Source organism: Neisseria subflava (assembly GCF_005221305.1).
Taxonomy (GTDB): Bacteria; Pseudomonadota; Gammaproteobacteria; order Burkholderiales; family Neisseriaceae; genus Neisseria; species Neisseria subflava.
The window spans coordinates 1,735,956-1,760,371 of sequence record NZ_CP039887.1 but is presented as its reverse complement, the minus strand read 5'-3'; the positions used below and the strand labels follow the sequence as shown (position 1 = coordinate 1,760,371).

Annotated in this window: 22 protein-coding genes and 1 pseudogene; 16 read left to right on the top strand and 7 right to left on the bottom strand. The window is 52.1% G+C overall.

Annotated elements, in window-relative coordinates; translation table 11 throughout:
- Positions 1-13 precede the first annotated feature (13 nt).
- From FAH66_RS08555 to FAH66_RS08535, 5 genes are all read left to right on the top strand, one after another.
- Positions 14-1,270, top strand: coding sequence for a D-amino acid dehydrogenase (locus tag FAH66_RS08555; RefSeq protein WP_137041320.1), 1,257 nt, complete (start codon positions 14-16; stop codon positions 1,268-1,270).
- A 180-nt stretch (positions 1,271-1,450) separates the two neighbouring features.
- Positions 1,451-2,260: a zinc transporter ZupT gene (zupT, locus tag FAH66_RS08550; protein ID WP_137041319.1), complete on the top strand. Its 810-nt coding sequence runs from the start codon at positions 1,451-1,453 to the stop codon at positions 2,258-2,260.
- A gap of 96 nt (positions 2,261-2,356) precedes the next feature.
- Positions 2,357-5,188 (top strand): valine--tRNA ligase, encoded by a 2,832-nt coding sequence (locus tag FAH66_RS08545; protein WP_137041318.1) that lies wholly within the window; start codon positions 2,357-2,359, stop codon positions 5,186-5,188.
- A gap of 78 nt (positions 5,189-5,266) precedes the next feature.
- Entirely contained in the window at positions 5,267-5,491 is a 225-nt protein-coding gene (locus tag FAH66_RS08540; RefSeq protein WP_244284929.1) for an enterochelin ABC transporter, read from the top strand.
- 99 nt (positions 5,492-5,590) lie between these two features.
- Positions 5,591-6,055 carry a hypothetical protein gene (locus FAH66_RS08535; protein ID WP_137041316.1) on the top strand — a complete coding sequence of 155 codons (465 nt, stop codon included), beginning with the start codon at positions 5,591-5,593 and terminating at the stop codon, positions 6,053-6,055.
- Positions 6,056-6,163: 108 nt separating this feature from the next.
- Here the strand turns inward: FAH66_RS08535 and FAH66_RS08530 are convergent, their stop codons facing one another.
- Positions 6,164-7,105 (bottom strand): ABC transporter ATP-binding protein, encoded by a 942-nt coding sequence (locus FAH66_RS08530; protein WP_137041315.1) that lies wholly within the window; start codon positions 7,103-7,105, stop codon positions 6,164-6,166.
- Positions 7,106-7,120: 15 nt separating this feature from the next.
- Positions 7,121-8,011 (bottom strand): NUDIX hydrolase, encoded by an 891-nt coding sequence (locus tag FAH66_RS08525; RefSeq protein WP_137041314.1) that lies wholly within the window; start codon positions 8,009-8,011, stop codon positions 7,121-7,123.
- A gap of 123 nt (positions 8,012-8,134) precedes the next feature.
- Here FAH66_RS08525 and FAH66_RS08520 point away from each other — a divergent pair, with 123 nt between their 5' ends.
- The 8 genes and pseudogenes from FAH66_RS08520 to FAH66_RS08490 all read left to right on the top strand — a co-directional run.
- Positions 8,135-8,719: a beta-class carbonic anhydrase gene (locus FAH66_RS08520; protein WP_070748605.1), complete on the top strand. Its 585-nt coding sequence runs from the start codon at positions 8,135-8,137 to the stop codon at positions 8,717-8,719.
- Positions 8,720-8,737: 18 nt separating this feature from the next.
- Entirely contained in the window at positions 8,738-9,343 is a 606-nt protein-coding gene (gene nadD, locus FAH66_RS08515; RefSeq protein WP_137041313.1) for a nicotinate-nucleotide adenylyltransferase, read from the top strand.
- 58 nt (positions 9,344-9,401) lie between these two features.
- On the top strand, positions 9,402-9,788 hold the full coding sequence (gene rsfS / locus FAH66_RS08510; protein ID WP_002246503.1) for a ribosome silencing factor: 387 nt from the start codon (positions 9,402-9,404) through the stop codon (positions 9,786-9,788).
- Between the two features lie 108 nt (positions 9,789-9,896).
- Entirely contained in the window at positions 9,897-14,240 is a 4,344-nt protein-coding gene (hrpA, locus tag FAH66_RS08505; RefSeq protein ID WP_137041312.1) for an ATP-dependent RNA helicase HrpA, read from the top strand.
- Positions 14,241-14,334: 94 nt separating this feature from the next.
- Positions 14,335-15,438 carry a hypothetical protein gene (locus tag FAH66_RS10850; protein WP_167480333.1) on the top strand — a complete coding sequence of 368 codons (1,104 nt, stop codon included), beginning with the start codon at positions 14,335-14,337 and terminating at the stop codon, positions 15,436-15,438.
- Complete coding sequence (locus FAH66_RS08500) at positions 15,435-15,794, top strand: STAS-like domain-containing protein (protein ID WP_167480332.1); 360 nt, start codon at positions 15,435-15,437, stop codon at positions 15,792-15,794. The genes FAH66_RS10850 and FAH66_RS08500 overlap by 4 nt, the downstream gene beginning before the upstream one ends.
- Positions 15,781-16,323 carry a hypothetical protein gene (locus FAH66_RS08495; protein ID WP_137041311.1) on the top strand — a complete coding sequence of 181 codons (543 nt, stop codon included), beginning with the start codon at positions 15,781-15,783 and terminating at the stop codon, positions 16,321-16,323. Before FAH66_RS08500 ends, FAH66_RS08495 begins: the two co-directional genes overlap by 14 nt.
- Before the next feature lie 91 nt (positions 16,324-16,414).
- Positions 16,415-16,648: pseudogene (locus FAH66_RS08490) on the top strand (DNA-formamidopyrimidine glycosylase family protein); the annotation flags it as partial.
- Between the two features lie 291 nt (positions 16,649-16,939).
- Here the strand turns inward: FAH66_RS08490 and FAH66_RS08485 are convergent.
- From FAH66_RS08485 to FAH66_RS08475, 3 genes are all read right to left on the bottom strand, one after another.
- Entirely contained in the window at positions 16,940-17,710 is a 771-nt protein-coding gene (locus FAH66_RS08485; protein WP_049336841.1) for a ParA family protein, read from the bottom strand.
- A gap of 67 nt (positions 17,711-17,777) precedes the next feature.
- On the bottom strand, positions 17,778-18,407 hold the full coding sequence (gene rsmG / locus FAH66_RS08480; RefSeq protein ID WP_137041310.1) for a 16S rRNA (guanine(527)-N(7))-methyltransferase RsmG: 630 nt from the start codon (positions 18,405-18,407) through the stop codon (positions 17,778-17,780).
- Between the two features lie 82 nt (positions 18,408-18,489).
- Complete coding sequence (locus tag FAH66_RS08475) at positions 18,490-18,984, bottom strand: hypothetical protein (protein ID WP_137041309.1); 495 nt, start codon at positions 18,982-18,984, stop codon at positions 18,490-18,492.
- Positions 18,985-19,415: 431 nt separating this feature from the next.
- Here FAH66_RS08475 and FAH66_RS08470 point away from each other — a divergent pair, with 431 nt between their 5' ends.
- From FAH66_RS08470 to FAH66_RS08460, 3 genes are all read left to right on the top strand, one after another.
- Positions 19,416-20,888 carry a malate:quinone oxidoreductase gene (locus tag FAH66_RS08470; protein ID WP_137041308.1) on the top strand — a complete coding sequence of 491 codons (1,473 nt, stop codon included), beginning with the start codon at positions 19,416-19,418 and terminating at the stop codon, positions 20,886-20,888.
- 143 nt (positions 20,889-21,031) lie between these two features.
- Entirely contained in the window at positions 21,032-21,814 is a 783-nt protein-coding gene (gene trpC / locus FAH66_RS08465) for an indole-3-glycerol phosphate synthase TrpC (protein WP_137041307.1), read from the top strand.
- 63 nt (positions 21,815-21,877) lie between these two features.
- Complete coding sequence (locus FAH66_RS08460; protein WP_137041306.1) at positions 21,878-22,249, top strand: DUF488 domain-containing protein; 372 nt, start codon at positions 21,878-21,880, stop codon at positions 22,247-22,249.
- Positions 22,250-22,321: 72 nt separating this feature from the next.
- Here the strand turns inward: FAH66_RS08460 and FAH66_RS08455 are convergent, their stop codons facing one another.
- Positions 22,322-22,849 (bottom strand): DUF421 domain-containing protein, encoded by a 528-nt coding sequence (locus FAH66_RS08455; RefSeq protein ID WP_244284927.1) that lies wholly within the window; start codon positions 22,847-22,849, stop codon positions 22,322-22,324.
- Between the two features lie 158 nt (positions 22,850-23,007).
- Complete coding sequence (argG, locus tag FAH66_RS08450) at positions 23,008-24,351, bottom strand: argininosuccinate synthase (protein WP_137041305.1); 1,344 nt, start codon at positions 24,349-24,351, stop codon at positions 23,008-23,010.
- Positions 24,352-24,416: the final 65 nt, after the last annotated feature.

Here is a 24,416-nt window from a genome sequence, read left to right as displayed (position 1 = left end):
GAGGAGGAACAAAATGAAAGTGCTTGTTTTAGGTGCTGGGGTTGCCGGCGTATCTTCCGCGTGGTATCTGGCGGAGGCAGGACATGAAGTAACGGTCATCGACCGCGCAGAAGATGTGGCGATGGAAACCAGTTTTGCCAATGCAGGCCAACTTTCTTACGGCTATACCACGCCTTGGGCTGCACCCGGTATCCCGACCAAAGCGCTGAAATGGCTGTTTAAAAGCCATCCGCCTTTACTGTTTCGCCCTGACGGCAGCCTGTATCAAATCGAATGGCTGTGGCAAATGCTGCAAAACTGCACGGCAGCACGCTATCAAACCAACAAAGAGCGCATGGTTAGGATTTCCGAATACAGCCGTGAAATGTTCCGCCGTTTTGAAGCGCAAACCGGCATGAATTTTGAAGGGCGCAAAAAAGGGACGTTGCAGATTTTCCGCCAAGCCAAAGAAGTCGAAGCGGCAGAACAAGACATTGCCGTTTTGGAACGCTACGGCGTGCCCTACCGCCGTCTGAAACCCGAAGAATGCGCAGAATTCGAGCCTGCGCTGGCGCGCGTTACCGCCAAAATTGCCGGCGGACTGCACCTGCCTGCGGATGCGACCGGCGACTGCCACCTATTCACCCAAAACCTGTACCAACTCTGTCTGGAAAAAGGCGTACAGTTCCATTTCAACCAAACCATCCGCCGCATCGAACATAACGGGCAGCGTATCAGCGCAGTCGAAACGGAAACAGAACGCTTTGAAGCAGATGCCTTCGTCTGCGCGCTCGGCTGCTTCAGCAGAACGGTTTTGGCGCAGTTGGATCTCAATCTGCCCATCTACCCCGTCAAAGGCTATTCCTTGACCCTGCCCGTCACAAACTCAGACGGCGCGCCGGTCTCCACCGTCTTGGATGAAAGCTACAAAGTCGCCATCACGCGCTTCGACAACAGAATACGCGTCGGCGGCATGGCAGAATTGTCCGGCTACGAAATCAAACTGTCCGAAAAACGCCGCGAAACGCTGGCTTTGGTCGTCAACGATTTGTTCCCCGAAGGTGGCGACTTGAATCAGGCATTGTTCTGGAGCGGCCTCAGACCGATGACGCCCGACAGCACGCCGCTAATCGGCCGCACCCGCTTTGACAATCTGTTCCTGAACACAGGTCACGGCACTTTGGGCTGGACCATGTCGCTAGGCTCGGCAAAATTAACTGCCGATATCGTGAGCGGCAAAGATACCGAAATCCGAAGCGACGATTTGAGCCTGTCGCGCTATCAGGCTTAAGCTGGAAAGCGATAAGGTTTAGCGACATTTCAAATTTAAAGGCCGTCTGAAAATTATTTTTCAGACGGCCTTTTGTTTCAAAATCCGTGTATCCAATCAATAAAATAAATAATAACTATTATCATGCGCATTAAAAAGTGTTAGTCTGAACCTGTCCCAGCTTTTAGCGCAGGTTTTCTCATGCCCGATTTTTCGATGTCCAATTTGGCTATTGCCTTTTCCATCACGTTGGCTGCCGGTTTGTTTACCGTTTTAGGCAGTGGCTTGGTAATGTTTTCCAAAACGCCCAATCCGCGCGTGTTGTCGTTTGGTTTGGCATTTGCCGGTGGTGCGATGGTGTATGTTTCCCTGACGGAGATTTTCAGTAAATCCAGTGAGGCGTTCGCTGAAATTTATGATAAAGACCACGCGTTTGCGGCGGCGACCATGGCATTCTTGGCCGGTATGGGCGGCATTGCGCTGATTGACCGCCTGGTGCCGAACCCGCATGAAACCTTAGACGCGCAAGACCCGTCGTTTCAAGAAAGCAAACGCCGCCATATCGCGCGAGTCGGCATGATGGCGGCGTTTGCGATTACGGCGCACAACTTTCCCGAAGGCTTGGCGACATTTTTTGCCACCTTGGAAAATCCGGCGGTCGGGATGCCTTTGGCCTTGGCGATTGCCATCCATAATATTCCGGAGGGCATTTCCATCGCCGCGCCGGTTTATTTTGCCACCCGCAGCCGTAAGAAAACGGTATGGGCGTGCCTGCTATCCGGCTTGGCCGAGCCGTTGGGGGCGGCTTTGGGCTATTTGGTTTTGCAGCCGTTTTTGTCGCCTGCCGTGTTTGGTTCGGTGTTCGGCGTGATAGCCGGTGTGATGGTGTTTTTGGCGTTGGACGAGCTGCTGCCGGCCGCCAAACGCTATTCAGACGGTCATGAAACCGTTTACGGCCTGACAACGGGCATGGCGGTGATTGCCGTCAGCCTGGTATTGTTCCGTTTTTAAAACCCGTATGCCGAAGGCCGTCTGAAATGATTCAGACGGCCTTTTTGCGTTATAATCCGCACATCAAAAATAACCTTAATTTCACAAAGTTCCATCATGTTAGACAAATACAATCCCGCCGAAATCGAATCCAAACATTATCAAAACTGGGAAGAGCAAGGCTATTTCCAACCTGATATGGATTTGACGAAACCGTCTTTCTCCATCCAACTGCCGCCGCCCAATGTAACCGGCACGTTGCACATGGGTCATGCCTTCAACCAAACCATCATGGACGGCCTGACCCGCTACTACCGCATGAAAGGCTGCAATACCGCCTGGATTCCCGGCACCGACCACGCGGGCATCGCCACGCAAATCGTGGTCGAGCGTCAGCTTGCCGCGCAAAACGTGTCCCGTCATGACTTGGGCCGCGAAAAATTCTTGGAAAAAGTGTGGGAATGGAAAGAAGTTTCCGGCGGCACGATTACCCAACAAATGCGCCGCGTGGGCTGCTCTGCCGACTGGACGCGCGAGTATTTCACGATGGACGACGTGCGCGCCGAAACCGTGACCGAAGTGTTCGTGCGCCTGTTTGAACAAGGCTTGATTTACCGCGGCAAACGTTTGGTGAACTGGGATCCGGTTTTGGGTACGGCAGTGTCTGATTTGGAAGTGGAAAGTGTGGAAGAACAAGGCTCTATGTGGCACATCCGCTATCCGCTGGCCGATAATCCTGCCGAAGCCGTCATCGTCGCGACCACCCGCCCTGAAACGCTGCTGGGCGACGTGGCCGTTGCCGTCAATCCTGAAGACGAACGTTACACCCACTTAATCGGCAAAGAATTAATCCTGCCGCTGACCGGCCGCACCATTCCCGTGATTGCCGATGAATACGTTGAAAAAGACTTCGGTACAGGTTGCGTGAAAATCACGCCTGCGCACGACTTCAACGACTACGAAGTCGGCAAACGCCACGACACGCGCCTGATTAATGTGTTCGACTTGGAAGCCAAAGTGCTGGCAAACGCCGAAGTGTTCAACTTCAAAGGCGAAGCGCAACCAGGCTTTGCCCTGCCTGAAAAATATGCGGGCTTAGACCGTTTTGCCGCGCGCAAACAAATGGTTGCCGATTTGCAGGAACAAGGTTTCTTGGTCGAAATCAAAGCGCACACATTGATGACACCCAAAGGCGACCGCACAGGTTCCGTGATTGAACCGATGCTGACCAGCCAATGGTTTGTTGCCATGTCTGCCACACCAAACGGCGGCGAGCCTGACAGCGAATTCAAAGGCCTGAGCCTCGCCGACAAAGCCAAAAAAGCCGTCGACAGCGGCGCGGTACGCTTTATCCCTGAAAACTGGGTCAACACCTACAACCAATGGATGAACAACATCCAAGACTGGTGTATCTCGCGCCAATTGTGGTGGGGTCATCAAATCCCTGCATGGTACGACAACGAAGGCAATGTGTACGTCGCCCGCAATCAGGCGGAAGCCGAAAAACAAGCCGGCAAAACCGGTTTGATCCGCGAAGAAGACGTATTGGACACATGGTTCTCCTCCGCGCTCGTGCCGTTTTCCACGCTCGGCTGGCCGTCTGAAACCGATGAACTCAAAGCCTTCCTGCCGTCCAACGTCTTGGTAACCGGCTACGAAATCATCTTCTTCTGGGTGGCGCGCATGATTATGATGACCACCCACTTCACCGGTAAAGTACCGTTTAAAGACGTGTACATCCACGGCATCGTACGCGACCACGAAGGCAAAAAAATGTCCAAATCCGAAGGCAACGTCATCGACCCCGTCGATTTGATTGACGGCATCGACTTGGACAAGCTGCTGGTGAAACGCACGACCGGTCTGCGCAAACCCGAAACCGCGCCGAAAGTGGAAGAGGCCACGAAAAAACTCTTCCCCGAAGGCATTCCGAGCATGGGCGCGGACGCATTGCGCTTCACCATGGCGAGCTACGCCAGCCTCGGCCGCAGCGTCAACTTCGACTTCAAACGCGCCGAAGGCTACCGCAACTTCTGCAATAAATTGTGGAACGCCACCAACTTCGTGTTGATGAACACCGAAGACAAAGACTGCGGCCAAGACGAAACCCAGCCGCTGGCCTACACCTTCGCCGACCAATGGATTATCGGCCGCCTGCAACAAGCCGAAGCCGCCGTTGCCGAAGCCTTCGAAACCTACCGCTTCGACCTTGCCGCGCAAACGCTGTACGAATTCGTGTGGAACGAATATTGCGACTGGTACATCGAGCTGGCAAAAGTGCAAATCCAAACCGGCTGCCCGACAACCCAGCGCACCACACGCCGCACCCTCGTGCGCGTACTCGAAACCATCCTGCGCCTGCTGCACCCAATCATGCCGTTCATTACCGAAGAGTTGTGGCAGGTTGTTGCGCCTCTGGCGAATGCCAAAACCGCCGACAGCATCATGTTGGCCGCCTATCCGCAAGCCGATAAAGAAAAAATCGTTCAGACGGCCTTCGACAAAATGGCCGCATTGAAAGACTTGGTGGAAGAAGTGCGCAAACTGCGCGGCGAAATGGGTATCGCGCCAAACGTCAAAGCGCCGCTCTTCGTCGAAGGCAGCGCAGAACTCGAAGGCCTGCTCAAATACCTGCCGTCGCTGACCCGACTGACCGAAGCCAAGCTGGTGGACAACCTGCCCGAAGCGGAAGACGCTCCCGTCGCCGTCTGCAACGGCGCGCGCCTGATGTTGAAAGTCGAAATCGACAAAGCCGCCGAAACCGCCCGTTTGAGCAAAGAAGCCGAGAAGCTGCAAAAAGCCTTGGACAAACTCAATGCCAAACTCTCCAAACCCGGCTACACCGAAAAAGCCCCGGCGCATTTGGTGGAAAAAGACAAAGCCGATTTGGCGGAATTGGAAGACAAAATGGCGAAAGTTCAAACTCAGTTGGCGAAGTTGAAAGACTGATTTTGATTGAATAGACAAGGCCGTCTGAAAACCTGAAACCACGGTTTTCAGACGGCCTCATCAAAAGGAAATCAGATTATGGACTACATCGTGCCTATATTGCTCATCGTCGCCATCGTCGTACTTCATATTCATACCTGCTTTACCGAAGCCGTCCACCTCAACAAATGGCGGCCATGGCTTATTATTCTACTGTTGAGTCTGACCGGCACTTGGTTTATCTACTTCGTCAGCCGTACCGCGCTGATAAAGCTGGGTGTCCAGCTGGTGCTGATTGCCGTCCTCGTGCTTTACATCTCTTGAACGTCTGCCTGCGACAGAATACTCGCAAAGGCCGTCTGAAAATGCAGCTTCAATGTCGTTGCAACTTTTCAGACGGCCTCTTTCTAAGAAAGGAAATAGATGAAACTCTTTATTTTGCCGGTACTTTTATCCGCAACAACCGCCCTGGCTTCTCCGATTGTCGGTACATGGCATTGCGTTGGCTCTGATGAAAACATTCACAGTGATACAAAAGTCGAATATCTTCAGGACGGCAGTTTCCGTGGCGACGCTAAGCTCAAAGTGGACGATGACGGCAATGTCTTAGCGTACCATGTTGTCGGTGGGGGTAAATGGCGTTTTGCGAACAATGCCTTAACTCAAAGCCAAATCAAGTACAGCGAAGTTTCACGACTCCACAGCCCTGAAACATTGGCATGGTTGGAAGAATCAGAAGACGGCCAATTCTTGGAAAGCATGATATACACCGGATTGGTCGCGCAGATGGATAAACCCGGTGAAGATGAAGTGTATCAACTGGATAAAACAGGCAAATTGGTGTCTGAGGATGGAACTTCCCGTGAGGTATGCACGAAAGTGAAGTAAACAGCGACTGTGGGTCGGACATATTTGTCTGATTGATGGCTTAGATAACAAAGGCCGTCTGAAACTTAATTTTCAGACGGCCTTTTTCTTTTTCTCAATCCATCACATTCAATTAAACCAAACAATCTGACTTTCATCCACGCTGATGCGGATTTCCTGTCCGGTTTGCGGTTTGTCCGTATCGTGGTCGGCGTGGGGATACCAAATCAAATCGCCGTATTGCGGATGGGCGAGGGTAAGGCGTGTGCCTTCGGCGAGGGGGACGGCTTCGCTGATGCGGACGGCCGTGCCGTTCGGGTTGAATCGGATGGCGTGTTGGGGGATGTAGCGTGTGTCGCCGGTGTTGGCCAAACCGAGCAGCAGGGCGGCTTGGGCATTGACGGGGCGGCGGATAAGGGTTTCCGGCGTGCCGTGTTGGAGGATGTGGCCTTCGTGCATGATGGCGATGGTGTCGGCCATGGTGCAGGCTTCCTCGGCGGAGTGGGTCACGAGGATGGCGGGGATGTTTTGACTGCGGATGCGTTCGGCGGTCAGGGTGCGCAGGTGGTGGCGCAGGTGGGTGTCGAGGCTGGAGAAGGCTTCGTCCAAGAGCAACAGCGACGGGCGCGTGATTAGGGCGCGTGCGAGGGCGAGGCGTTGCTGTTCGCCGCCGGAGAGGCTTTCGGGTTTGCGTTGCGCTTCGTGTTCCAAACCGATGTCGCGCAAGGCCTGCATGGATTGTTCTTCGATTTCGGCTTTGGGCAGACGGCGCATTTTGAGGCCGAAGCCGACGTTGTCGAGGGCGGTTAAATGAGGCAAAAGGGCGTAGTCTTGAAACATCAGCGAGATATTGCGTTTTTCAGACGGCATGTCTGTGATGTTGTCGCCGTTGAGCCAGACTTCGCCGCTGTCGGGACGCACCAGGCCGACGATGGTTTTGAGCAGGGTGGATTTACCGCAGCCGGAGCGGCCGAGTACGGCGAGGATTTCGCCTGCTTTGACGTTTAGGTTGATGTCTTGGGCAACGGTTTTGCTGCCGAAGCGTTTGTTGATGTTTTTAAGTTGCAACATGGTTTCAGACGGCCTTTAAAAATGGGGTCGGCAACGGATGCTGTCGAGCCATGCGGACAGTGGATGTTTGGGGTCGATCAGGCCGTATCGCCGGCAGGCTTCGATCGTGACCAACTGGGCATCGTGCATCATGTGTCCGCCCAACATGGCATCGAGCAGGGTGGGGATGTCCATCAGTTCAAAACCGGCGACTTCGCCGTCTTGGTTGGCGGGTTGGAAGCCTTCGGGCAGGACGATGTCGAAGATATACAGGATTTCGTTATGGACACCGCGATTAACCGGGCGCAAACTATATATTTGGGCGGTCGGTCGGATATGGGGTGTTAACGAAGCGGGAATGCCTGCTTCTTCTTCGCCCTCGCGGCAGACGGCTTCAGACGGCCTCTCGCCGCTGCTGATGCCGCCGCCGGTCAGATTATCGAGTTTGTTTGGATCAACGGCTTTGTGCGGACTGCGGCGGCCTATCCAAAAGCGCAGACCGTCTTTTGTTTCGACCAATCCGTTTAAGTGAACTGCCTGACTCATCAGGCCGAACGGACGGAAGGCGGCGCGTTCGAGTACGCATAAAGGCTTGCCTGCCTGGTCGCAGATGTCAAACTTTTCACCGCGCCAACCTTTGAGCCAACCGTACTTGCGCCATTGTTGCGCCAGCGTTTGCAAACTGTCGCCCATTTGAGCCCAGCTGTCGGTTTCCAAATTCAGGCCGTCTGAAAGGGTCGACTGCCTGCCTGTCCAATCGCGCCCGAGGCGTTCGCGCCATAACGGGTTCAGACGGCCTAAAGGCAGGCCGTTGAGATACAGAATGCACCAATCGTCGGATGCACCATAGTTTGTCTGCACCCAATCCCACAATGCGTCGTGGACATCGGGGGTGAATACTTGTTCAAAACGGAAAGATTGAGGCATGGCGCATCCTCCAAAAGAACTAAAGATACGTCGATTTTAGCCGTTTACGGCGAATTTGCAAAACGACCATACCCCCTGAAAACCGCTATAATAGAGTAAACCATCCGAAACGAGCACATCATCATGAGTGAATTGACCGATATCCTTTCCTACAACCAACATTTCGTTGAATCGGGAGAGTACGAAAAATATTTCACCGACAAATACCCCGGTCGCGAGCTGGCCATTCTTTCCTGCATGGACGCACGCATTATTGAATTGTTGCCCAATGCTTTAGGCTTGAAAAACGGCGATGCCAAGCTCATCAAAAACGCCGGTGCGCTGGTGACCCACCCTTGGGGTTCGGTGATGCGCAGTTTGTTGGTCGCCGTATTTGAACTCAAAGTCAAAGAAATCATGGTCATTGCCCACCACGACTGCGGTATGCGCGGATTGCACGCTGAAGAGTTCCTCCAACGCGTACACGACAGCAATATCCCCGACGACCGCATTGAAACCCTGCGCAATGCCGGTATCGATTTGGACGGCTGGCTGACCGGTTTTGACAACGTCGAAGACAGCGTGCGCCATACCGTCGAGCTGATTCGCAAACATCCGCTGATGCCCGACAACATCGCCATCCACGGCCTGGTCATCCACCCGACCACAGGCAAGCTCAACCTAATTGTTGACGGCAGCCTGCCTGCTTCAGACGGCCAAAACATCTAACGCAGACACCACCACGAAATGAAAAACATCGGATTATTCGGCGGCACATTTGACCCCATCCACAACGGCCACCTCCACATCGCCCGCGCCTTCGCCGACGAAATCGGTTTGGACCTTGTCGTCTTCCTGCCGGCAGGCGACCCGTACCACAAAGACAGCACGCGCACGCCGGCACAAGAGCGCCTCAATATGGTTGAACTCGCCATCGCCGACGAGCCGAAATTCGCCGTCAGCGACTGCGACATCGTCCGCGACGGCGCGACTTATACGTTTGACACCGTCCAAATCTTCCGCCAGCAGTTTCCCGGCGCGCAACTGTGGTGGCTGATGGGCAGCGACAGCCTGATGCAGCTGCACACATGGAAAAAATGGCAAAACCTCGTGCGCCAGACTAATATCGCTATCGCCATGCGCCAAGGCGACAACCTCAACAAAACCCCGCGCGAATTACACGCATGGCTCGGCGAAGCCCTGCAAAACGGCAGCGTCCGCATCCTCAACGCGCCGCTGCACAACACCAGCTCCACCCAAATCCGCGCCGATCTCGCCAAAACGCACCATTCAGACGGCCTGCCGCAACCTGTCGCCCAATACATCCGCCAACACAAACTCTATGAAAAATAGCGTTTATTCAAGCAGATAAGCTATAATGCCGTCTGAAAACATTTCAACTAGGAAAATAATGAACGAACAAGAATTGCAAGACCTGCAAAAAATGGTCGAAGTGGCCGTAAACGCCCTTGAAGACATCAAAGCCAAAGACATCTCTGTTTTGGAAACCCAAGACAAAACCTCCCTGTTCGCCCGCATGATTATTGCCAGCGGCGACAGCACACGCCAAGTCAAAGCACTGGCGAACAACGTTGCCGTCGATTTGAAAGAAGCCGGTTTTGAAATCCTCAGCACCGAAGGCGACAGCGGCGAATGGACGCTCGTCGACGCAGGCGACCTCGTTGTCCACGTCATGCTCCCTGCCGTGCGCGACTTCTACGACATCGACACCTTGTGGGGCGGAGAAAAACCGAGTTTCCACGCAGGTATGCAAAAACCTTGGCACGCCGCCGACTAAAACGGTTTATCCATACAAAGGCCGTCTGAAACTTGAAAGCAAGCAAGTTTCAGACGGCCTTTTGCTATAATTCCATTCTTTTCACATTATTCAATTTATTGCACCATCATGCCGCAACACGATTTCGCCCAAACCCTCTCCAAAGACCGCCATTTTCTGCGATCTGCCTTTAAAAAACCCAATAAATACGGCGGCTTGGCCAAGGTTGAGGAAAAATACAAAAAATCGCACGACCTCTATCTGCAACGCCTGTCCAAACTGCCCAAGCCCGAATTCGACAACACGCTGCCTGTTCACGAAAAACTCGACGAAATCAAAAAAGCCATTGCCGAGAATCAGGTAACGATTATTTGCGGCGAAACCGGTTCGGGCAAAACCACGCAGTTGCCCAAGATTTGTCTGGAACTCGGGCGTGGGGCGGCAGGATTGATCGGGCATACCCAGCCGCGCCGTTTGGCCGCGCGTTCGGTGGCGGAGAGAATTGCCGAAGAATTGAAATCGGAAATTGGCAGCGCGGTCGGCTATAAAGTACGTTTCACCGACCACACCTCGCGCGATGCCTGCGTCAAGCTGATGACCGACGGCATCCTGCTGGCGGAAACCCAGACCGACCGTTATCTCGCCGCCTACGACACGATTATCATTGACGAAGCGCACGAGCGCAGCCTGAACATCGACTTCCTCTTGGGCTATTTGAAACAACTTCTGCCGCGCCGCCCCGATTTGAAAGTCATCATCACCTCGGCAACCATAGACGCAGAACGCTTCTCCCAACACTTCAACGGCGCGCCCGTGCTGGAAGTAAGCGGGCGCACCTATCCCGTCGAAATCCTCTACCGCCCGCTGACCAGCAAAGACGAAGACGACGCGGAAGTAGAGCTGACCGACGCGATTGTCGATGCAGCCGACGAATTGGCACGCTACGGCGAAGGCGATATTTTGGTATTCCTGCCGGGCGAACGCGAAATCCGCGAAGCCGCCGAAGCCCTGCGCAAATCCACGCTGCGCCGCAACGACGAAATCCTGCCCCTGTTCGCACGCCTGTCGCACGCCGAACAGCACAAAATCTTCCACCCCTCCGGCGCGAAACGACGCATCGTGCTGGCAACCAACGTCGCCGAAACCTCGCTCACCGTGCCGGGCATCAAATACGTCATCGACACCGGCCTCGCACGCGTCAAACGCTATTCCGCACGGGCGAAAGTGGAGCAGCTTCATGTCGAAAAAATCTCCCAAGCCGCCGCACGCCAACGCTCCGGCCGCTGCGGGCGCGTCTCCGCAGGCGTGTGTATCCGACTGTTTTCAGAAGAAGATTTTAACAGCCGCACCGAATTCACCGACCCCGAAATCGTCCGCAGCAACCTGGCCGCCGTCATCCTGCGCATGGCAGCATTAAAACTGGGCGACGTGGCGGCATTCCCGTTTTTGGAAATGCCCGATTCGCGGTATATCAATGATGGTTTTCAGGTGTTGTTGGAATTAGGGGCGGTTAATGAACATAACGGCCTGACCAAACTCGGCGAACAAATGGCGCGCCTGCCCATCGACCCGAAAATCGCGCGCATTTTGCTGGCGGCGAAGAAACACGACTGCATGGCGGAAATATTGGTGATTGCGTCCGCGCTGTCGATTCAAGACCCGCGCGAGCGGCCGCTGGAAGCGCGCGATGCCGCCGCCAAGGCGCACGAGCGTTTTACCGACAAGCAGTCCGATTTCCTTGCCTATCTGAACATTTGGGACAGCTTCCAGCGCGAGCGCGATAAAGGCTTGTCTAACAAGCAGTTGGTGCAGTGGTGCCGCCAATATTTCCTGTCGCACCTGCGGATGCGCGAGTGGCGCGAGCTGCACCACCAGCTTGCCCAAACCGCGATTGAAATGGGTTTGACCACCAAGGAAGCGGCTTTCAGACGACCTCCCGAAGTTAGGCAGCTCACGTCATCTGAAAATGCGGGCGACCAAGACCTATCCGCCAAACTCAAACAAAAACAACTGGATAAGAAACAACACCGCGCCCAAATCCGCGCCGCCAAAGAAGCGGGCTACGAACAAATCCACCGCGCCCTGCTCACCGGCCTCATCGCCAACGTCGGCATGAAATCGCCCGACGGCAACGACTACACCGGCGCGCGCGGCAGCCGCTTCCACCTTTTCCCCGCCTCCGCCCTGTTCAAGGCGAAGCCCAAATGGGTGATGGCGGCAGAACTCGTTGAAACGACAAAACTTTATGCCCGCGACGTAGCCGCCATCCAGCCCGAATGGATCGAGCAGGAAGCGCCGCACCTCGTCCGCTACCACTATTTCGAGCCGCACTGGGAACAAAAACGCGGCGAAGTCATCGCCAGCGAACGGGTAACGCTCTACGGCCTGACCGTCTTGCCGCGCCGCCCCGTGTCCTACGGCAGAATCGCCCCCGAAGAAGCGCGCGAAATCTTTATCCGCAGCGCGCTGGTGGCGCAGGAATGCGATTTGAAAGCGGAATTTTTTGTCCACAACAAAAAGCTGATTAAGGAAATTACCGAACTCGAACACAAATCGCGCAAGCAAGACGTGCTGGTCGATGACGAAGCGCTGTTTGCGTTTTATCACGAACGGCTGCCCGATTTTTATACGGCGGACGCGGTTTCAGACGGCCTGCGCCCTACAAATCCGCAGCAACCCGCCCCCTCCCCCGTGGGGGAGGGCTGGGGAGAGGGCAAAACAGTTGCCGCACAAACCAACTTTTCCGCAGCCGCAGCAAACCCTCTCTCTAACCCTCTCCCACAGGAGAGGGAACAGAGTACCGAAATTTCAACGGTTTCAGGCAGCCTGCACAACGTAGGGTATGTAGCGCAAGCCACGCACGCGGATTCTAAAGCTACGGACAACCGCGTGCGTGAATCGAGTTCACACACTCTACAAAATGTTTCAGACGACCCCAAACCCAAAAAGCAGCCTGTACCCCCAAAAGGCCGTCTGAAACCCCTCCCACTCGCCGACATCCGCACCTTCCAAGCCTGGCTCAAAACCGCCGAGCGCGACAACCCGCGCCTACTATTCCTCAGCCGCGACGACCTCATGCAGCACGCTGCCGCGCACATCACCGAAGAACAATTCCCCAAACACTGGCAAACCGCAGACGGCAAATTCAAACTCAGCTACCGCTTCGAGCCGCACCATCCGCTCGACGGCGTTACCCTCACCCTGCCGCTCACCGTGCTCAACCGCATCAGTCCTGCCACCCTCGAATGGCTCGTGCCCGGCATGATACGCGAGAAAATCCAGCTACAAATCAAAGCGCTGCCCAAACAAATCCGCCGCATCTGCGTGCCCGTGCCCGAATTCATCACCCAATTTTTAAGCCAAAACCCCGACCGCAACGCCCCCATCCTGCCCCAACTCGCCCAAGCCATCGCCAAAACCGCAGGCGACATCCGCATACTGGAGCAAATCAACCAAGACGAATGGGCCGCGTTCAGACTGCCCGAACACTGCTATTTCAACCTTCGCATCATCGACGACGGCGGGCAAGAATTAGCCATGGGGCGCGATTTAATCCAAATCCAACAACAACTTGGCAAAGCCGCCGCCACCACCTTCCGCGACAACACCCAAGAATTCGAGCGCGACAACGTCACCACATGGGATATCGGCACCCTGCCCGAATCCATCAAATTCGCCCGCGGCAAACAGCAGCTCACCGGCTACCTCGGCCTGCAAAAAGAAAAAGACGGCCGCATCGCCCTGCGCCTATTCGACATGTCTGCCGCCGCCGAACAAGCCCACCGATTAGGCGTAATCGAACTTATGAAACTACAACTAAAAGAACAAGTTAAAGACCTGAACAAAGGCATCCAAGGCTTCACCCAAGCCGCCATGCTGCTCAAACACATCAACGCCGACACCCTGCGCGACGACCTCACCCAAGCCGTCTGCGACCGCGCCTTTATCGGCGAAGACGAGCTGCCGCGCAACGAAAAAGCCTTCAAAGAACAAATCAAACGCGCCCGCAGCCGCCTGCCCGCCGTCAAAGAAGCCCTCAGCCGCTACCTGCAGGAAACCGCCGCCGCCTACGCCGAACTCAACGGCAAACTCGGCAAACACCCGCTCACCCACCTCATGCGCCAACGCCTGCAAACCCTGCTCGCCGCCGGCTTCGCCACCCGCACCCCGTGGGCACAATGGCCGCGCCTCCCCATCTACCTCAAAGCCATGACCCTGCGCCTCGAAAAATACAGCAGCAACCCCGCCCGCGACGCAGCCCGCGAAGCCGACATACAGGAATTGGAACAGATGTGGCAGGAAAAAACCGACAGCCTGATCAAACAAGGTCTCCCTATTTTAGACGGCCTTGCAGGGTTTAAATGGATGATTGAAGAATTGAGGGTGTCGCTGTTCGCGCAGGAATTGAAGACACCTTATCCGGTGTCGGTGAAGAGGTTATTGAAGGAGTGGGAGAGTAAACAGGCAGGCTAGATATAGCATGGCATCGTAAAATCGTAACTCTTACATTCGCCTTACAAGATAAACTTGTTATAATACTAGGAATGTCTTTTTTACTGCGACAACTATGACACCACGCGAGAGAGCTTCACATCATCGTTGGGAAATCAGCCAACGGCGTAAACAAAAAATTTATAATTACAGCAATAAACAATTACCTAATTCAAAAATGCTATACGCACCTGAGATTTTAGATATTTATGGTAAAGATGGCATTGATCGCAGCTTGGCATTTATTCATAGATTGCAAAAATATCAGTACAATACCGTTTTAGACTTTACTTTAAATTTCCGTAATTGTAAAACTTTAAAGGCAGCAGCGCTTGTTACAATATTTTCAATAGTAGAAAGGATTATTGTAGATTATCATAAACAGGTAAAACTTGTCCTACCAACACAAAAACAAGCCCCACATATTCTAAAAACTTTGAGAAAATCAGGGTTGATAGAGTTATGTAGAGAGAAGAAAGTAGAAAATTATTTTGATAGAAACTACTTACCCATTGTAAGTAGTTCTGGTGGCAGATTTCGTGAAGAGATTGTAGATTTTATTGTCAAAAAAATCTATCAAGAAATGTCGCCCAGTTTAGAAAATATTTATGCAGATGCAATTCAAGAAGCAATTAACAATGTTACTGCTCATGCTTATATAGCTGAAAATAAAAATATTATTAAACGATGGTGGTTATTATGTGATGTGATTGGAGATCAATTATATTTGGTTATTTACGATGCAGGCATTGGCATTCCACAAAGCTTGGAAGTTCACATAAATAAAAATGAATTAGATTTTTCTCAACCTGAAACGATTTCGGAATTGCGTGAACATTATAACAATTTCCCAGAATTAAACCAACATTCTACTTTTGAACAGTTGCTATCTATACTAAATAGTGCAAAATTCCCTGAAAAATTTCCTGATGAACAGAAAATTTATTTAGCTATGATAGGTAATTTTACACGTAAAACAGGTAACGACGAATTAAAACATGGGCAGGGTAGTAAATCTATTAAAGCACTAGTTAGTACAAATGATGATGGTATTTTGTGGATTTTTAGTGGATTGGGGCGAGTAAAATTTGTCAATGATGTAATAAAGCCAGATTTAATGAGCCTACCAAAACATTTAACTGGCACGCTTATTCAATGGAATATTAAGGTATCAAAATGAAAAATGAAACTAAAACATTAAACATTATTCAAGATTATAGTTCATCTCCTTATGGGCGTTATTCCCATGAAGTGCAAAAAGGGGAAGAAGATACAACTGGCGAACGTTTTCGTAAGGAATATCTCATTCCTGCATTACAGGAGTATCAAAAAGTTCATGTTAATTTAACTGGCTACAACAGATATGCCCGCTCTTTCATTGATGAAGCATTTGCTGGGCTAATTTCCAGTGGGGAATTTACATTGGCAGATTTGAAAGATAGATTAACCTATGAACATAAAGATTTGCCTAGTATTGAAGCATTGATTAAAGACCGCATGGAAGTTGCAGAAAAAAAACGTCATGAACAAGTTTAGAGAAATAAAAGAAAATTTAAAAAATTTTATTTGTTCAGCTAGAACGAAATTAGTCGTAATGAATTGTGCGTTGCCAGCACTGATTATTTTTGGTACTGCATGGTTTCTTGTCAAAGATATACCGTTAGCATTGATTGTGTCATTAGCTACTGCATTTATGGGTTGGACAAATAGTATTATATTAAATAGTTTAAATTTTACACGTGCAGAAGCATCAAAAGGTAGAGATGCTTCTGCACAATATATTGAAAAATTATTTGATGAAATAGATGAACTGCTTAGAGATAGATCACTAAGGGAAGATAAATTTGAAACTATACTAACAGCACGGGTATCTATTTTAGAATTACGTTTATTACACTTAAACAAGCGAACAGGTTTGATATTATTAAATAATGAATATATTGCCAATTTACGGAGTAAGCCATTAGATTTTATACAGTTGCATGATTATCAAAGAGAGTTAATTAATCTAAAATTTGAGTATTTAAATGAGGTTGAGGGGAACTATTCTAGTTGGGTTAAGTGAAATTTAATAATTTCATTTACTATTAACCGTTTTTAATTGAAAAAGTCTTATTTTTAATATACTTTTCTCTTATAATTCAATTGTCCCCACCATGCCCGAACTCCCCGAAGTAGAAACCACCTTGCGCGGCATCGCCCCACATATCCTCCACCAAACCGTTTCCGCCGTAACCGTCCGCCAACCCAAACTGCGTTGGCAAATCCCGAGTGCGCTGCCCGAAACCCTGCGCGGGCTGGTAGTGCGCGAATGCCGCCGCCGCGCCAAATATCTGCTGATTCGTTTTGACACAGGCGTGCCGCTGGTTCATTTGGGTATGTCGGGCAGCAAGTAGTAGCCTGCATCAAACCGCATGCGTGCCTTTTGAAACACATTCCACCTACAAATCACGCCAAACTTGGAATCCGTGTGTAGCGAGCTGTAGCCTACATCAAACCGCGTGCGTGCCTTCGGGCACACACCCTACCTGCGAATTACAAAGAGTTTAAAATTTATGTGTAGGGTGTGTGCGGTACGCACGCACGCGTTCTTTTAAAAAAATGTTCTTTCCAATCAAACCAAAGGCCGTCTGAAAGCACTTTTCAACTTTCGGACGGCCTTTTTATATTCATATTTCTGTTTATTTTTCCAACCGTGCAATCAGTTCATCGGCCAAGTCCAAATAAGCTTGGGTGCCTTTGGCGTGGGCATCGTAGGCGAGGGCGGGGAGGCCGTGGCTGGGGGCTTCGGCTAGGCGGATGTTGCGGGGGATGACGGTATCGAAGAGCAGGTTACCGAAGTGTTGTTTGAGCTGTTCGCTGACTTCGACAACGAGGCGGCTGCGGCTGTCGTACATGGTGCGGACGATGCCGGTTACGTCGAGGTCGGGGTTGATGGCTTGGCGGATTTTGCGGACGGTGGCCACGAGGTCGGAGATGCCTTCGAGGGCGTAGTATTCGCAAAGCATGGGGACGATGACGCCGTTGGCGGCGACCAGGCCGTTGAGGGTGAGCAGGGTCAGGGACGGGGGGCAGTCGATGAGGACGTAGTCGTAGTCGTCGGCAACGAGCTGCAGGGCGTTTTTGAGGCGGATTTCGCGTGCGATTTCTTGGACGAGTTCGACTTCTGCGCCGGCCAGTGTGCGGTTGGCGCCCAATACGTCGTAGCCGCCTTCTTTGCTGCGGACGACGGCGTTGGGGATGTCGGTTTCGCCGAGGACGACTTGGTAAACGCCGTTTTCGATGGTGGCTTTGTTGATGCCGCTGCCTGTGGTGGCGTTGCCTTGGGGGTCGAGGTCGACGACGAGGACGCGGCGGCCTTTGGAGGCCAGGGAGGCGGCGAGGTTGACGGTGGTGGTGGTTTTGCCGACTCCGCCTTTTTGGTTGGCGACGGCGAGGATTTGTGCGCTCATGTGCTTTGCTGTCGTGTTAAGTGTGGATGGCTGGATTGTACCGTTATTCGGTATGCTTGGGTTGTTTTCAGACGGCCTTTTTGCGGATGATGACGATATGGCGTTCGGCATTGAGTTGGGGGACGTGCAATGCTTCGACTTTTTCGACGGCGACGCTTTCGGGCAGTTTGTCGATTTCTTCTTGCGGGTATACGCCTTTCATGGCCGCCCAGTAGCCGCCGTCTTTGAGGAGGTGCTCGGTCCAGCTGACGAAGTCGGCGAGTTCGGCAAAGGCGCGGCTGGTGATGACGTCGGCGCGGCAGTCGGCGGCGGCTTCTACGCGGCCGCTGATGACGCGGACGTTTTTAAGGCTGAGTTCGATGACGGCTTGTTGCAGAAAGGCGGTTTTTTTGGTGTTGGCATCGAGGAGGGTAATGTCAAGGTCGGGACGGCAGATAGCGGTGGGTATGCCGGGCTGTCCGCCGCCGGAGCCGACGTCGAGCATGGTTTGCGCGTGTTCGATATAGGGCAGGAGGGTCAGGCTGTCGAGCAGATGATGGCTGACGGTTTGGGCGGGATCGCGCAGGGCGGTCAGGTTGTAGGTTTTGTTCCACTTTTGCAGCAGGGCGGCATAGTCTAGGAGTTTGGCCTGTTTGGCTTCATCGATGTCCAAACCCAGTGCCTGTATGCCGTCGCGGAGCTGTTGCGCCTGATTCATTTGTTATTCCTTATTGGTTAAAACGCGTTGGATGTAATGGTAACGGAAAGCATGCCGTCTGAAAATGTTTGCGCCTGTTGAATCAACGTTTCATCTTGTGAAAGACGATGGGCTGCTCCGGTGCGCGCGTGAGCTGTTTGGGCAGGGTCAGCATGGCGATAATCCACACGGAGAGGGTGTAGTAGAACACGCCTTGCCCGCGCATACCGGCCAATGCGGCATTGCCTAAGATGACTTCAAAAATCAAGCCTGCCGTCGCCGAGGAACACGCTGCGACACCGGCAAGGAAGATGGCGTAACGCGAATGCCGGCGCATCATTTTTTTATACGCCAGCTTGGTCAGTCCGCCGGCAATCGGCAGGTTGAGGAAGGCAAACATGCCGCAGACGAACCATGCGACGGAATCCTGCCAACCGCTTTGCCATGTCCACGCGCCGTCTTTGACTGTGACCAACAGCCCTTGGCCGTCTGAAAAGGCAATTTGCACGATATTGTGCAATATCATCGCCAGCGGCAGGGTGAGGAACATCAGTGCGACCAATAGGGGGCGGTAGGGCTTTTCTTGAGTCAGGTACATGGCAGCTTGCCTTGGGAAAATAAGTTGAAATGATAGCAGATCGGCGGTTGATTCACGTTAGTCTGCTGCTGAAATTGCTGACAAAAACAGTCAATTAAAAAAGAAATGAAAAATTCTTTTTTCTTGGCAAACATTGGCAGATAAAGGGTAAGAAAACGTTTTCAGACGGCCTAATCTATTATTTTTATATGAACCGAACAGAAAATCTTTGCATTTCTCCGTAAAATCTACTAAATTCTTAATAACATATTATAAAGACCTGAAATCTGGAACCCAAACCGAAACTGCCTTCCGCCATTTACGCTCGGAAACTCAGCAGGCAAAAAGTTTCACACACAACAAAACCAAAAAATAATTCCTCTGAAATCAGTTGTTTATAATGATAGATAACCACAAGGCAAACCATGCCTGACTTTAGTAGGAGTAAAACCATGGCTGAAGCAACCGATGTCGTATTAGTAGGCGGCGGCATTATGAGCGCCACTTTGGGCGTATTGCTCAAAGAACTCGAACCATCTTGGGAAATCACCCTGATCGAACGCTTGGAAGATGTAGCGTTGGAATCATCAAATGCATGGAACAATGCCGGTACGGGACACTCTGCGCTGTGTGAATTGAACTATGCGCCCCTGACTGCCGACGGCACGATCGATCCGACCCGCGCCCTCAATATTGCCGAACAATTCCATATCAGCCGCCAATTTTGGGCGACTTTGGTCGAAGAAGGCAAACTGACCGACCGCACTTTCATCAATTCCGTCCCCCATATGTCGCTGGTGATGAACGCCGACCATTGCAGTTATCTGCAAAAACGTTTCGACGTGTTCAAAAACCAAAAACTCTTTGAAAAAATGGAGTTTTCTACCGACCGCGCCAAAATCGCCGAATGGGCGCCGCTGGTTGTCAACGGTCGTGATGAAAGCCAACCCATTGCCGCCAACTACTCCGCCGAAGGTACGGACGTTGATTTCGGTAACTTGACCCGTCAAATGGTGCAATATCTGCGCGAAAAAGGCGTGAAAATGGAATTCAACCGCCATGTTGAAGACATCAAACGCGAATCTGACGGCGCGTGGGTACTCAAAACCTGCAACACCGAAAACCATGAAGACCATTTGACCCTCCGCAGCCGTTTCGTGTTCCTCGGCGCGGGCGGCGGCGCACTGACCCTGCTGCAAAAATCCGGTATTCCGGAAGGCAAAGGCTACGGCGGCTTCCCGGTTTCCGGCCTGTTCTTCCGCAACAGCAACCCTGAAACCGTTGCCCAACACAATGCCAAAGTGTACGGTCAAGCTTCCGTTGGTGCGCCTCCTATGTCCGTTCCGCACTTGGATACCCGCAACGTGAACGGCCAACGCCATTTGATGTTCGGCCCGTATGCAGGCTTCCGCCCCAACTTCCTCAAACAAGGCTCGCTTATGGATTTGCCGATGTCCATCCAAATGGACAACCTCTATCCTATGCTCCGCGCCGGTTGGGCTAATATGCCGCTGACCAAATATCTCTTGGGCGAATTGCGTAAAACCAAAGAAGAACGCTTTAATTCGCTCTTAGAGTATTATCCGGAAGCCAATCCTGACGATTGGGAACTGATTACCGCCGGTCAGCGTGTACAAATCATCAAAAAAGACCCGAAAAAAGGCGGCATACTCCAATTTGGTACCGAAATCGTCGCTCATGCCGACGGTTCGCTGGCCGCATTGCTGGGCGCGTCCCCAGGCGCATCAACCGCCGTGCCTTTGATGATTAAGCTGATCAACCAATGCTTCCCAGATCATGCCGAATCATGGTCTGGCCGTCTGAAAGAATTGGTGCCCGGCTACGGTATCAAGCTGAACGACAATCCGACTTTGGCGGACGAAATCATCAGCCACAACGCGACCGTTTTGGGCATTCATCACTAAATTGAAGCAGACACAAAGGCGGGCATTCTTGCCCGCCTTTTTTCAAACCATTAAAATAGCGGCATTCAGGCCGTCTGAAATCTAATCTGCGGCAGCATGTTGCACGATTCAAACCCGAAAATCAGCCCCAATAGAAAAACGCCATGACCGATATTCTCAACAAAATCCTTGCCACCAAAGCAGAAGAAGTGGCTGCCCAAAAAGCCGCCGTTTCCTTGGAAGACATCAAAGCCCAAGCACAGGCTGCTGCGCCGGTTCGCAGCTTTATCGGCTCAATCCGTGAAAAACACGCGCAGAATCTGCCTGCCATTATTGCCGAAGTCAAAAAAGCCAGCCCGAGCAAAGGCCTGATCCGTCCTGATTTTCATCCTGCCGAAATCGCCGTTGCCTATGAAAAATCCTGCGCGGCCTGTTTGTCCGTATTGACGGACGAACCTTATTTCCAAGGCTCGCCCGAGTATTTGAAACAAGCGCGTGCGGCTGTGGCGTTGCCGGTCTTGCGTAAAGATTTCATCATCGACGAATACCAAATCTATCAGGCGCGCGCGTGGGGGGCGGATGCGGTTCTTCTGATTGCCGCCGCCTTGGAAGCCGGGCAGCTTGAGCGTTTTGAAGCCGTTGCCCACGAATTGGGCATGACTGTATTGTTGGAGTTGCACGATGCGTCCGAGCTGGAAAAATGCCGCAACATGACCACACCGTTGTGGGGTGTTAACAACCGCAACCTGCGTACGTTTGAAGTGATCCTGCAACAAACCCTCGACCTCTTGCCTGAATTGAACGGCAAAACCGTTGTAACCGAAAGCGGCATCCGTAACAAAGAAGATGTCGATTTCATGCGCAGCCACGGCGTGCATACTTTCTTGATCGGCGAAACCTTTATGCGAGCCGATGATATCGAAGCTGAAGTCAAAAAACTGTTTTAAACCCTAAGAACATCAGGCTGTCTGAATTTTCAGACGGCCTGAATCGATTTGAAGGTAGATATAATGTTTACCGTACAACGCATTTACGCTTATCAGCCCAATACCGAGCAGACCGCCGTCTTTATCGACCGCCTCTATCCGCGCGGCGTCCGCAAAGAGGTTTTCGCCACGGCGCTTTGGCTGAAAGACATTACACCCAGTGCAAACCTGCGCCGCTGGTATCACGAAAATCCGGCTCAAAATTTCGACGGTTTTGTCAGCCGTTATCACGAAGAGTTACATGGTGATACCGAGCAGGTCGCCATCAAGCAGCTGCTGGATTTGGAGCGGCAACACGGCAATATCCTGTTGCTGACCGCCGTCAAAGACCCCCGACATTCCCACGTCTCTGCGCTGGCTCAATTTTTGGGCGTAAGGTTTGAATACCGCGATTAAAAAATCAGTGTTTGAGCTAAATGCAAAAAGGCCGTCTGAAACCGAAGTTTCAGACGGCCTGCTATTTTCAAATTAAGAAGGATAACGGTGTGCCACCAATTTTCCGTCTATGTATTCGCCGATATAGACTTGCGAGGCTTCAAGGTGGAGGCGGTCAAGCTCTTGTTGCAGCCACGCTTCATCACGCTTAATGATTTCGAGGATGTCGGGGTCGACTTGGCCGTCTGTAATCAGCGGATAGCGTAGGCTTTCGTCGCCGTACTGAATGACGGTGAACTGGACGTTTTGCTCCATGACGGCGCGTTTGACCGAAGAGATTTCATAGATGCCGGCGGCGCGGAGTTTGAACATGAGGTCATGCACGCTGATGCCGTTTTTCATACATTCTTCTGCTTGTACTTTGCCGTTGACGATGATCCAAACGGATTTGCCGTCAATCACGGATTTGACCCAGCGGTTGTGGTTTTTGATGAATTTCAGGCTCAATACCAATAGCGTCCACAAAATCAGTACGGGGAAAAATTGCAACAGGCCGATGCTGTCGCTGTAAATCACGTCGCTGATGATGCCGCCGAGTACAAAGTTTTGTACTTGATCCATGGCGGAGGTCGGTGCGAGGTTGCCTTTACCTAAGATGTTGATTTACAAAATTAAACATAAAATATCCATCTAATCTGAGGAAAAATAGAAAGGTCGTCTGAAAACTAAATTTCAGACGACCTTTCCCGTTTGAAACGGTCCCAAATGGCAGGGTTGCTTTATTTCTTATTACCCAACTGCGGCAATACCGAACCTTCGCCCAGCGACAACAAACCGCTTTGCGAGTAGATACCCAGTTTGGCGCGGGTGTCGGTGATGTCGAGGTTGCGCATGGTAAGCTGGCCGATGCGGTCGAGCGGTGTGAACGCTGCGTCTTCGACTTTTTCCATGCTCAGGCGTTCCGGTTGGTAGGTCAGGTTGGGCGACTCGGTGTTCAGAATCGAGTAGTCGTTGCCGCGGCGCAGTTCGAGGGTTACTTCGCCGGTGATGGCTTTGGCGACCCAGCGTTGGGCGGTTTCGCGCAACATGAGGGCTTGGCTGTCGAACCAGCGGCCTTGGTAGAGCAGGCGGCCGAGGCGCAGGCCGTTGATGCGGTATTGCTCGATGGTGTCTTCGTTGTGGATGCCGGTTACCAAGCGTTCGTAGGCGATGTGGAACAACGCCATGCCCGGGGCTTCGTAGATGCCGCGCGATTTGGCTTCGATGATGCGGTTTTCGATTTGGTCGCTCATGCCCAAGCCGTGGCGTCCGCCGATGCGGTTGGCTTCGAGGAAGAGTTCGACAGGGTCGGCGTATTCTTTGCCGTTCAGTGCAACGGGGACGCCTTCTTCAAAGCGTACGCTGACTTCTTCGGGTTTGACTTCGACGCTTTCGTCCCAGAAGGCAACGCCCATGATGGGCTTGACAATTTTGATGCCGCTATTGAGGAACTCCAAGTCTTTGGCTTCATGCGTTGCGCCGAGCATATTGGAATCGGTGGAATAGGCTTTTTCAACCGACATTTTGTAGTTGAAGCCGTTGGCAATCAGAAATTCGCTCATTTCGTGACGGCCGCCGAGTTCGTCGATAAATTGTTGGTCGAGCCAAGGTTTGTAGATTTTCAGCGCAGGATTGGTCAACAAGCCGTAGCGGTAGAAACGCTCGATGTCGTTGCCTTTGTAGGTGCTGCCGTCGCCCCAGATGTTGACGTCGTCTTCTTTCATGGCGGAAACGAGCATTGTGCCGGTAACGGCGCGGCCCAGAGGCGTGGTGTTGAAGTAGGCGATGCCACCGGTGGAAACGTGGAACGCGCCGCATTGGATGGCGGCAATGCCTTCATGTGCCAGCTGCGCGCGGCAGTCGATCAGGCGGGCGTTTTCCGCACCGTATTCCATCGCTTTTTTGGGAATGGCGTTGTAGTCGTCTTCGTCAGGTTGGCCTAGGTTGGCGGTGTAGGCGTAAGGCAGTGCGCCTTTGAGTTTCATCCACAGCAGTGCGGCAGAGGTATCAAGACCACCGGAGAAGGCGATGCCGACTTTTTGACCGATGGGGAGATTTTGTAAAATGGTATGGTTTTGGCTCATTGGGATTCCTCCAGACTTGAAAAGTTGAAACCATTATCTTATAAATGGAATACATTGTCAGCAAT

What these genes read in the sequence shown, in the direction of transcription:
- FAH66_RS08555 (WP_137041320.1), top strand. Translation starts at nt 14, where the DNA reads ATGAAAGTGCTTGTTTTAGGTGCTGGGGTTGCCGGCGTATCTTCCGCG.
- zupT (WP_137041319.1), top strand. Translation starts at nt 1,451, where the DNA reads ATGCCCGATTTTTCGATGTCCAATTTGGCTATTGCCTTTTCCATCACG.
- FAH66_RS08545 (WP_137041318.1), top strand. Translation starts at nt 2,357, where the DNA reads ATGTTAGACAAATACAATCCCGCCGAAATCGAATCCAAACATTATCAA.
- FAH66_RS08540 (WP_244284929.1), top strand. Translation starts at nt 5,267, where the DNA reads ATGGACTACATCGTGCCTATATTGCTCATCGTCGCCATCGTCGTACTT.
- FAH66_RS08535 (WP_137041316.1), top strand. Translation starts at nt 5,591, where the DNA reads ATGAAACTCTTTATTTTGCCGGTACTTTTATCCGCAACAACCGCCCTG.
- FAH66_RS08530 (WP_137041315.1), bottom strand. Translation starts at nt 7,105, where the DNA reads ATGTTGCAACTTAAAAACATCAACAAACGCTTCGGCAGCAAAACCGTT.
- FAH66_RS08525 (WP_137041314.1), bottom strand. Translation starts at nt 8,011, where the DNA reads ATGCCTCAATCTTTCCGTTTTGAACAAGTATTCACCCCCGATGTCCAC.
- FAH66_RS08520 (WP_070748605.1), top strand. Translation starts at nt 8,135, where the DNA reads ATGAGTGAATTGACCGATATCCTTTCCTACAACCAACATTTCGTTGAA.
- nadD (WP_137041313.1), top strand. Translation starts at nt 8,738, where the DNA reads ATGAAAAACATCGGATTATTCGGCGGCACATTTGACCCCATCCACAAC.
- rsfS (WP_002246503.1), top strand. Translation starts at nt 9,402, where the DNA reads ATGAACGAACAAGAATTGCAAGACCTGCAAAAAATGGTCGAAGTGGCC.
- hrpA (WP_137041312.1), top strand. Translation starts at nt 9,897, where the DNA reads ATGCCGCAACACGATTTCGCCCAAACCCTCTCCAAAGACCGCCATTTT.
- FAH66_RS10850 (WP_167480333.1), top strand. Translation starts at nt 14,335, where the DNA reads ATGACACCACGCGAGAGAGCTTCACATCATCGTTGGGAAATCAGCCAA.
- FAH66_RS08500 (WP_167480332.1), top strand. Translation starts at nt 15,435, where the DNA reads ATGAAAAATGAAACTAAAACATTAAACATTATTCAAGATTATAGTTCA.
- FAH66_RS08495 (WP_137041311.1), top strand. Translation starts at nt 15,781, where the DNA reads ATGAACAAGTTTAGAGAAATAAAAGAAAATTTAAAAAATTTTATTTGT.
- FAH66_RS08485 (WP_049336841.1), bottom strand. Translation starts at nt 17,710, where the DNA reads ATGAGCGCACAAATCCTCGCCGTCGCCAACCAAAAAGGCGGAGTCGGC.
- rsmG (WP_137041310.1), bottom strand. Translation starts at nt 18,407, where the DNA reads ATGAATCAGGCGCAACAGCTCCGCGACGGCATACAGGCACTGGGTTTG.
- FAH66_RS08475 (WP_137041309.1), bottom strand. Translation starts at nt 18,984, where the DNA reads ATGTACCTGACTCAAGAAAAGCCCTACCGCCCCCTATTGGTCGCACTG.
- FAH66_RS08470 (WP_137041308.1), top strand. Translation starts at nt 19,416, where the DNA reads ATGGCTGAAGCAACCGATGTCGTATTAGTAGGCGGCGGCATTATGAGC.
- trpC (WP_137041307.1), top strand. Translation starts at nt 21,032, where the DNA reads ATGACCGATATTCTCAACAAAATCCTTGCCACCAAAGCAGAAGAAGTG.
- FAH66_RS08460 (WP_137041306.1), top strand. Translation starts at nt 21,878, where the DNA reads ATGTTTACCGTACAACGCATTTACGCTTATCAGCCCAATACCGAGCAG.
- FAH66_RS08455 (WP_244284927.1), bottom strand. Translation starts at nt 22,849, where the DNA reads ATGGATCAAGTACAAAACTTTGTACTCGGCGGCATCATCAGCGACGTG.
- argG (WP_137041305.1), bottom strand. Translation starts at nt 24,351, where the DNA reads ATGAGCCAAAACCATACCATTTTACAAAATCTCCCCATCGGTCAAAAA.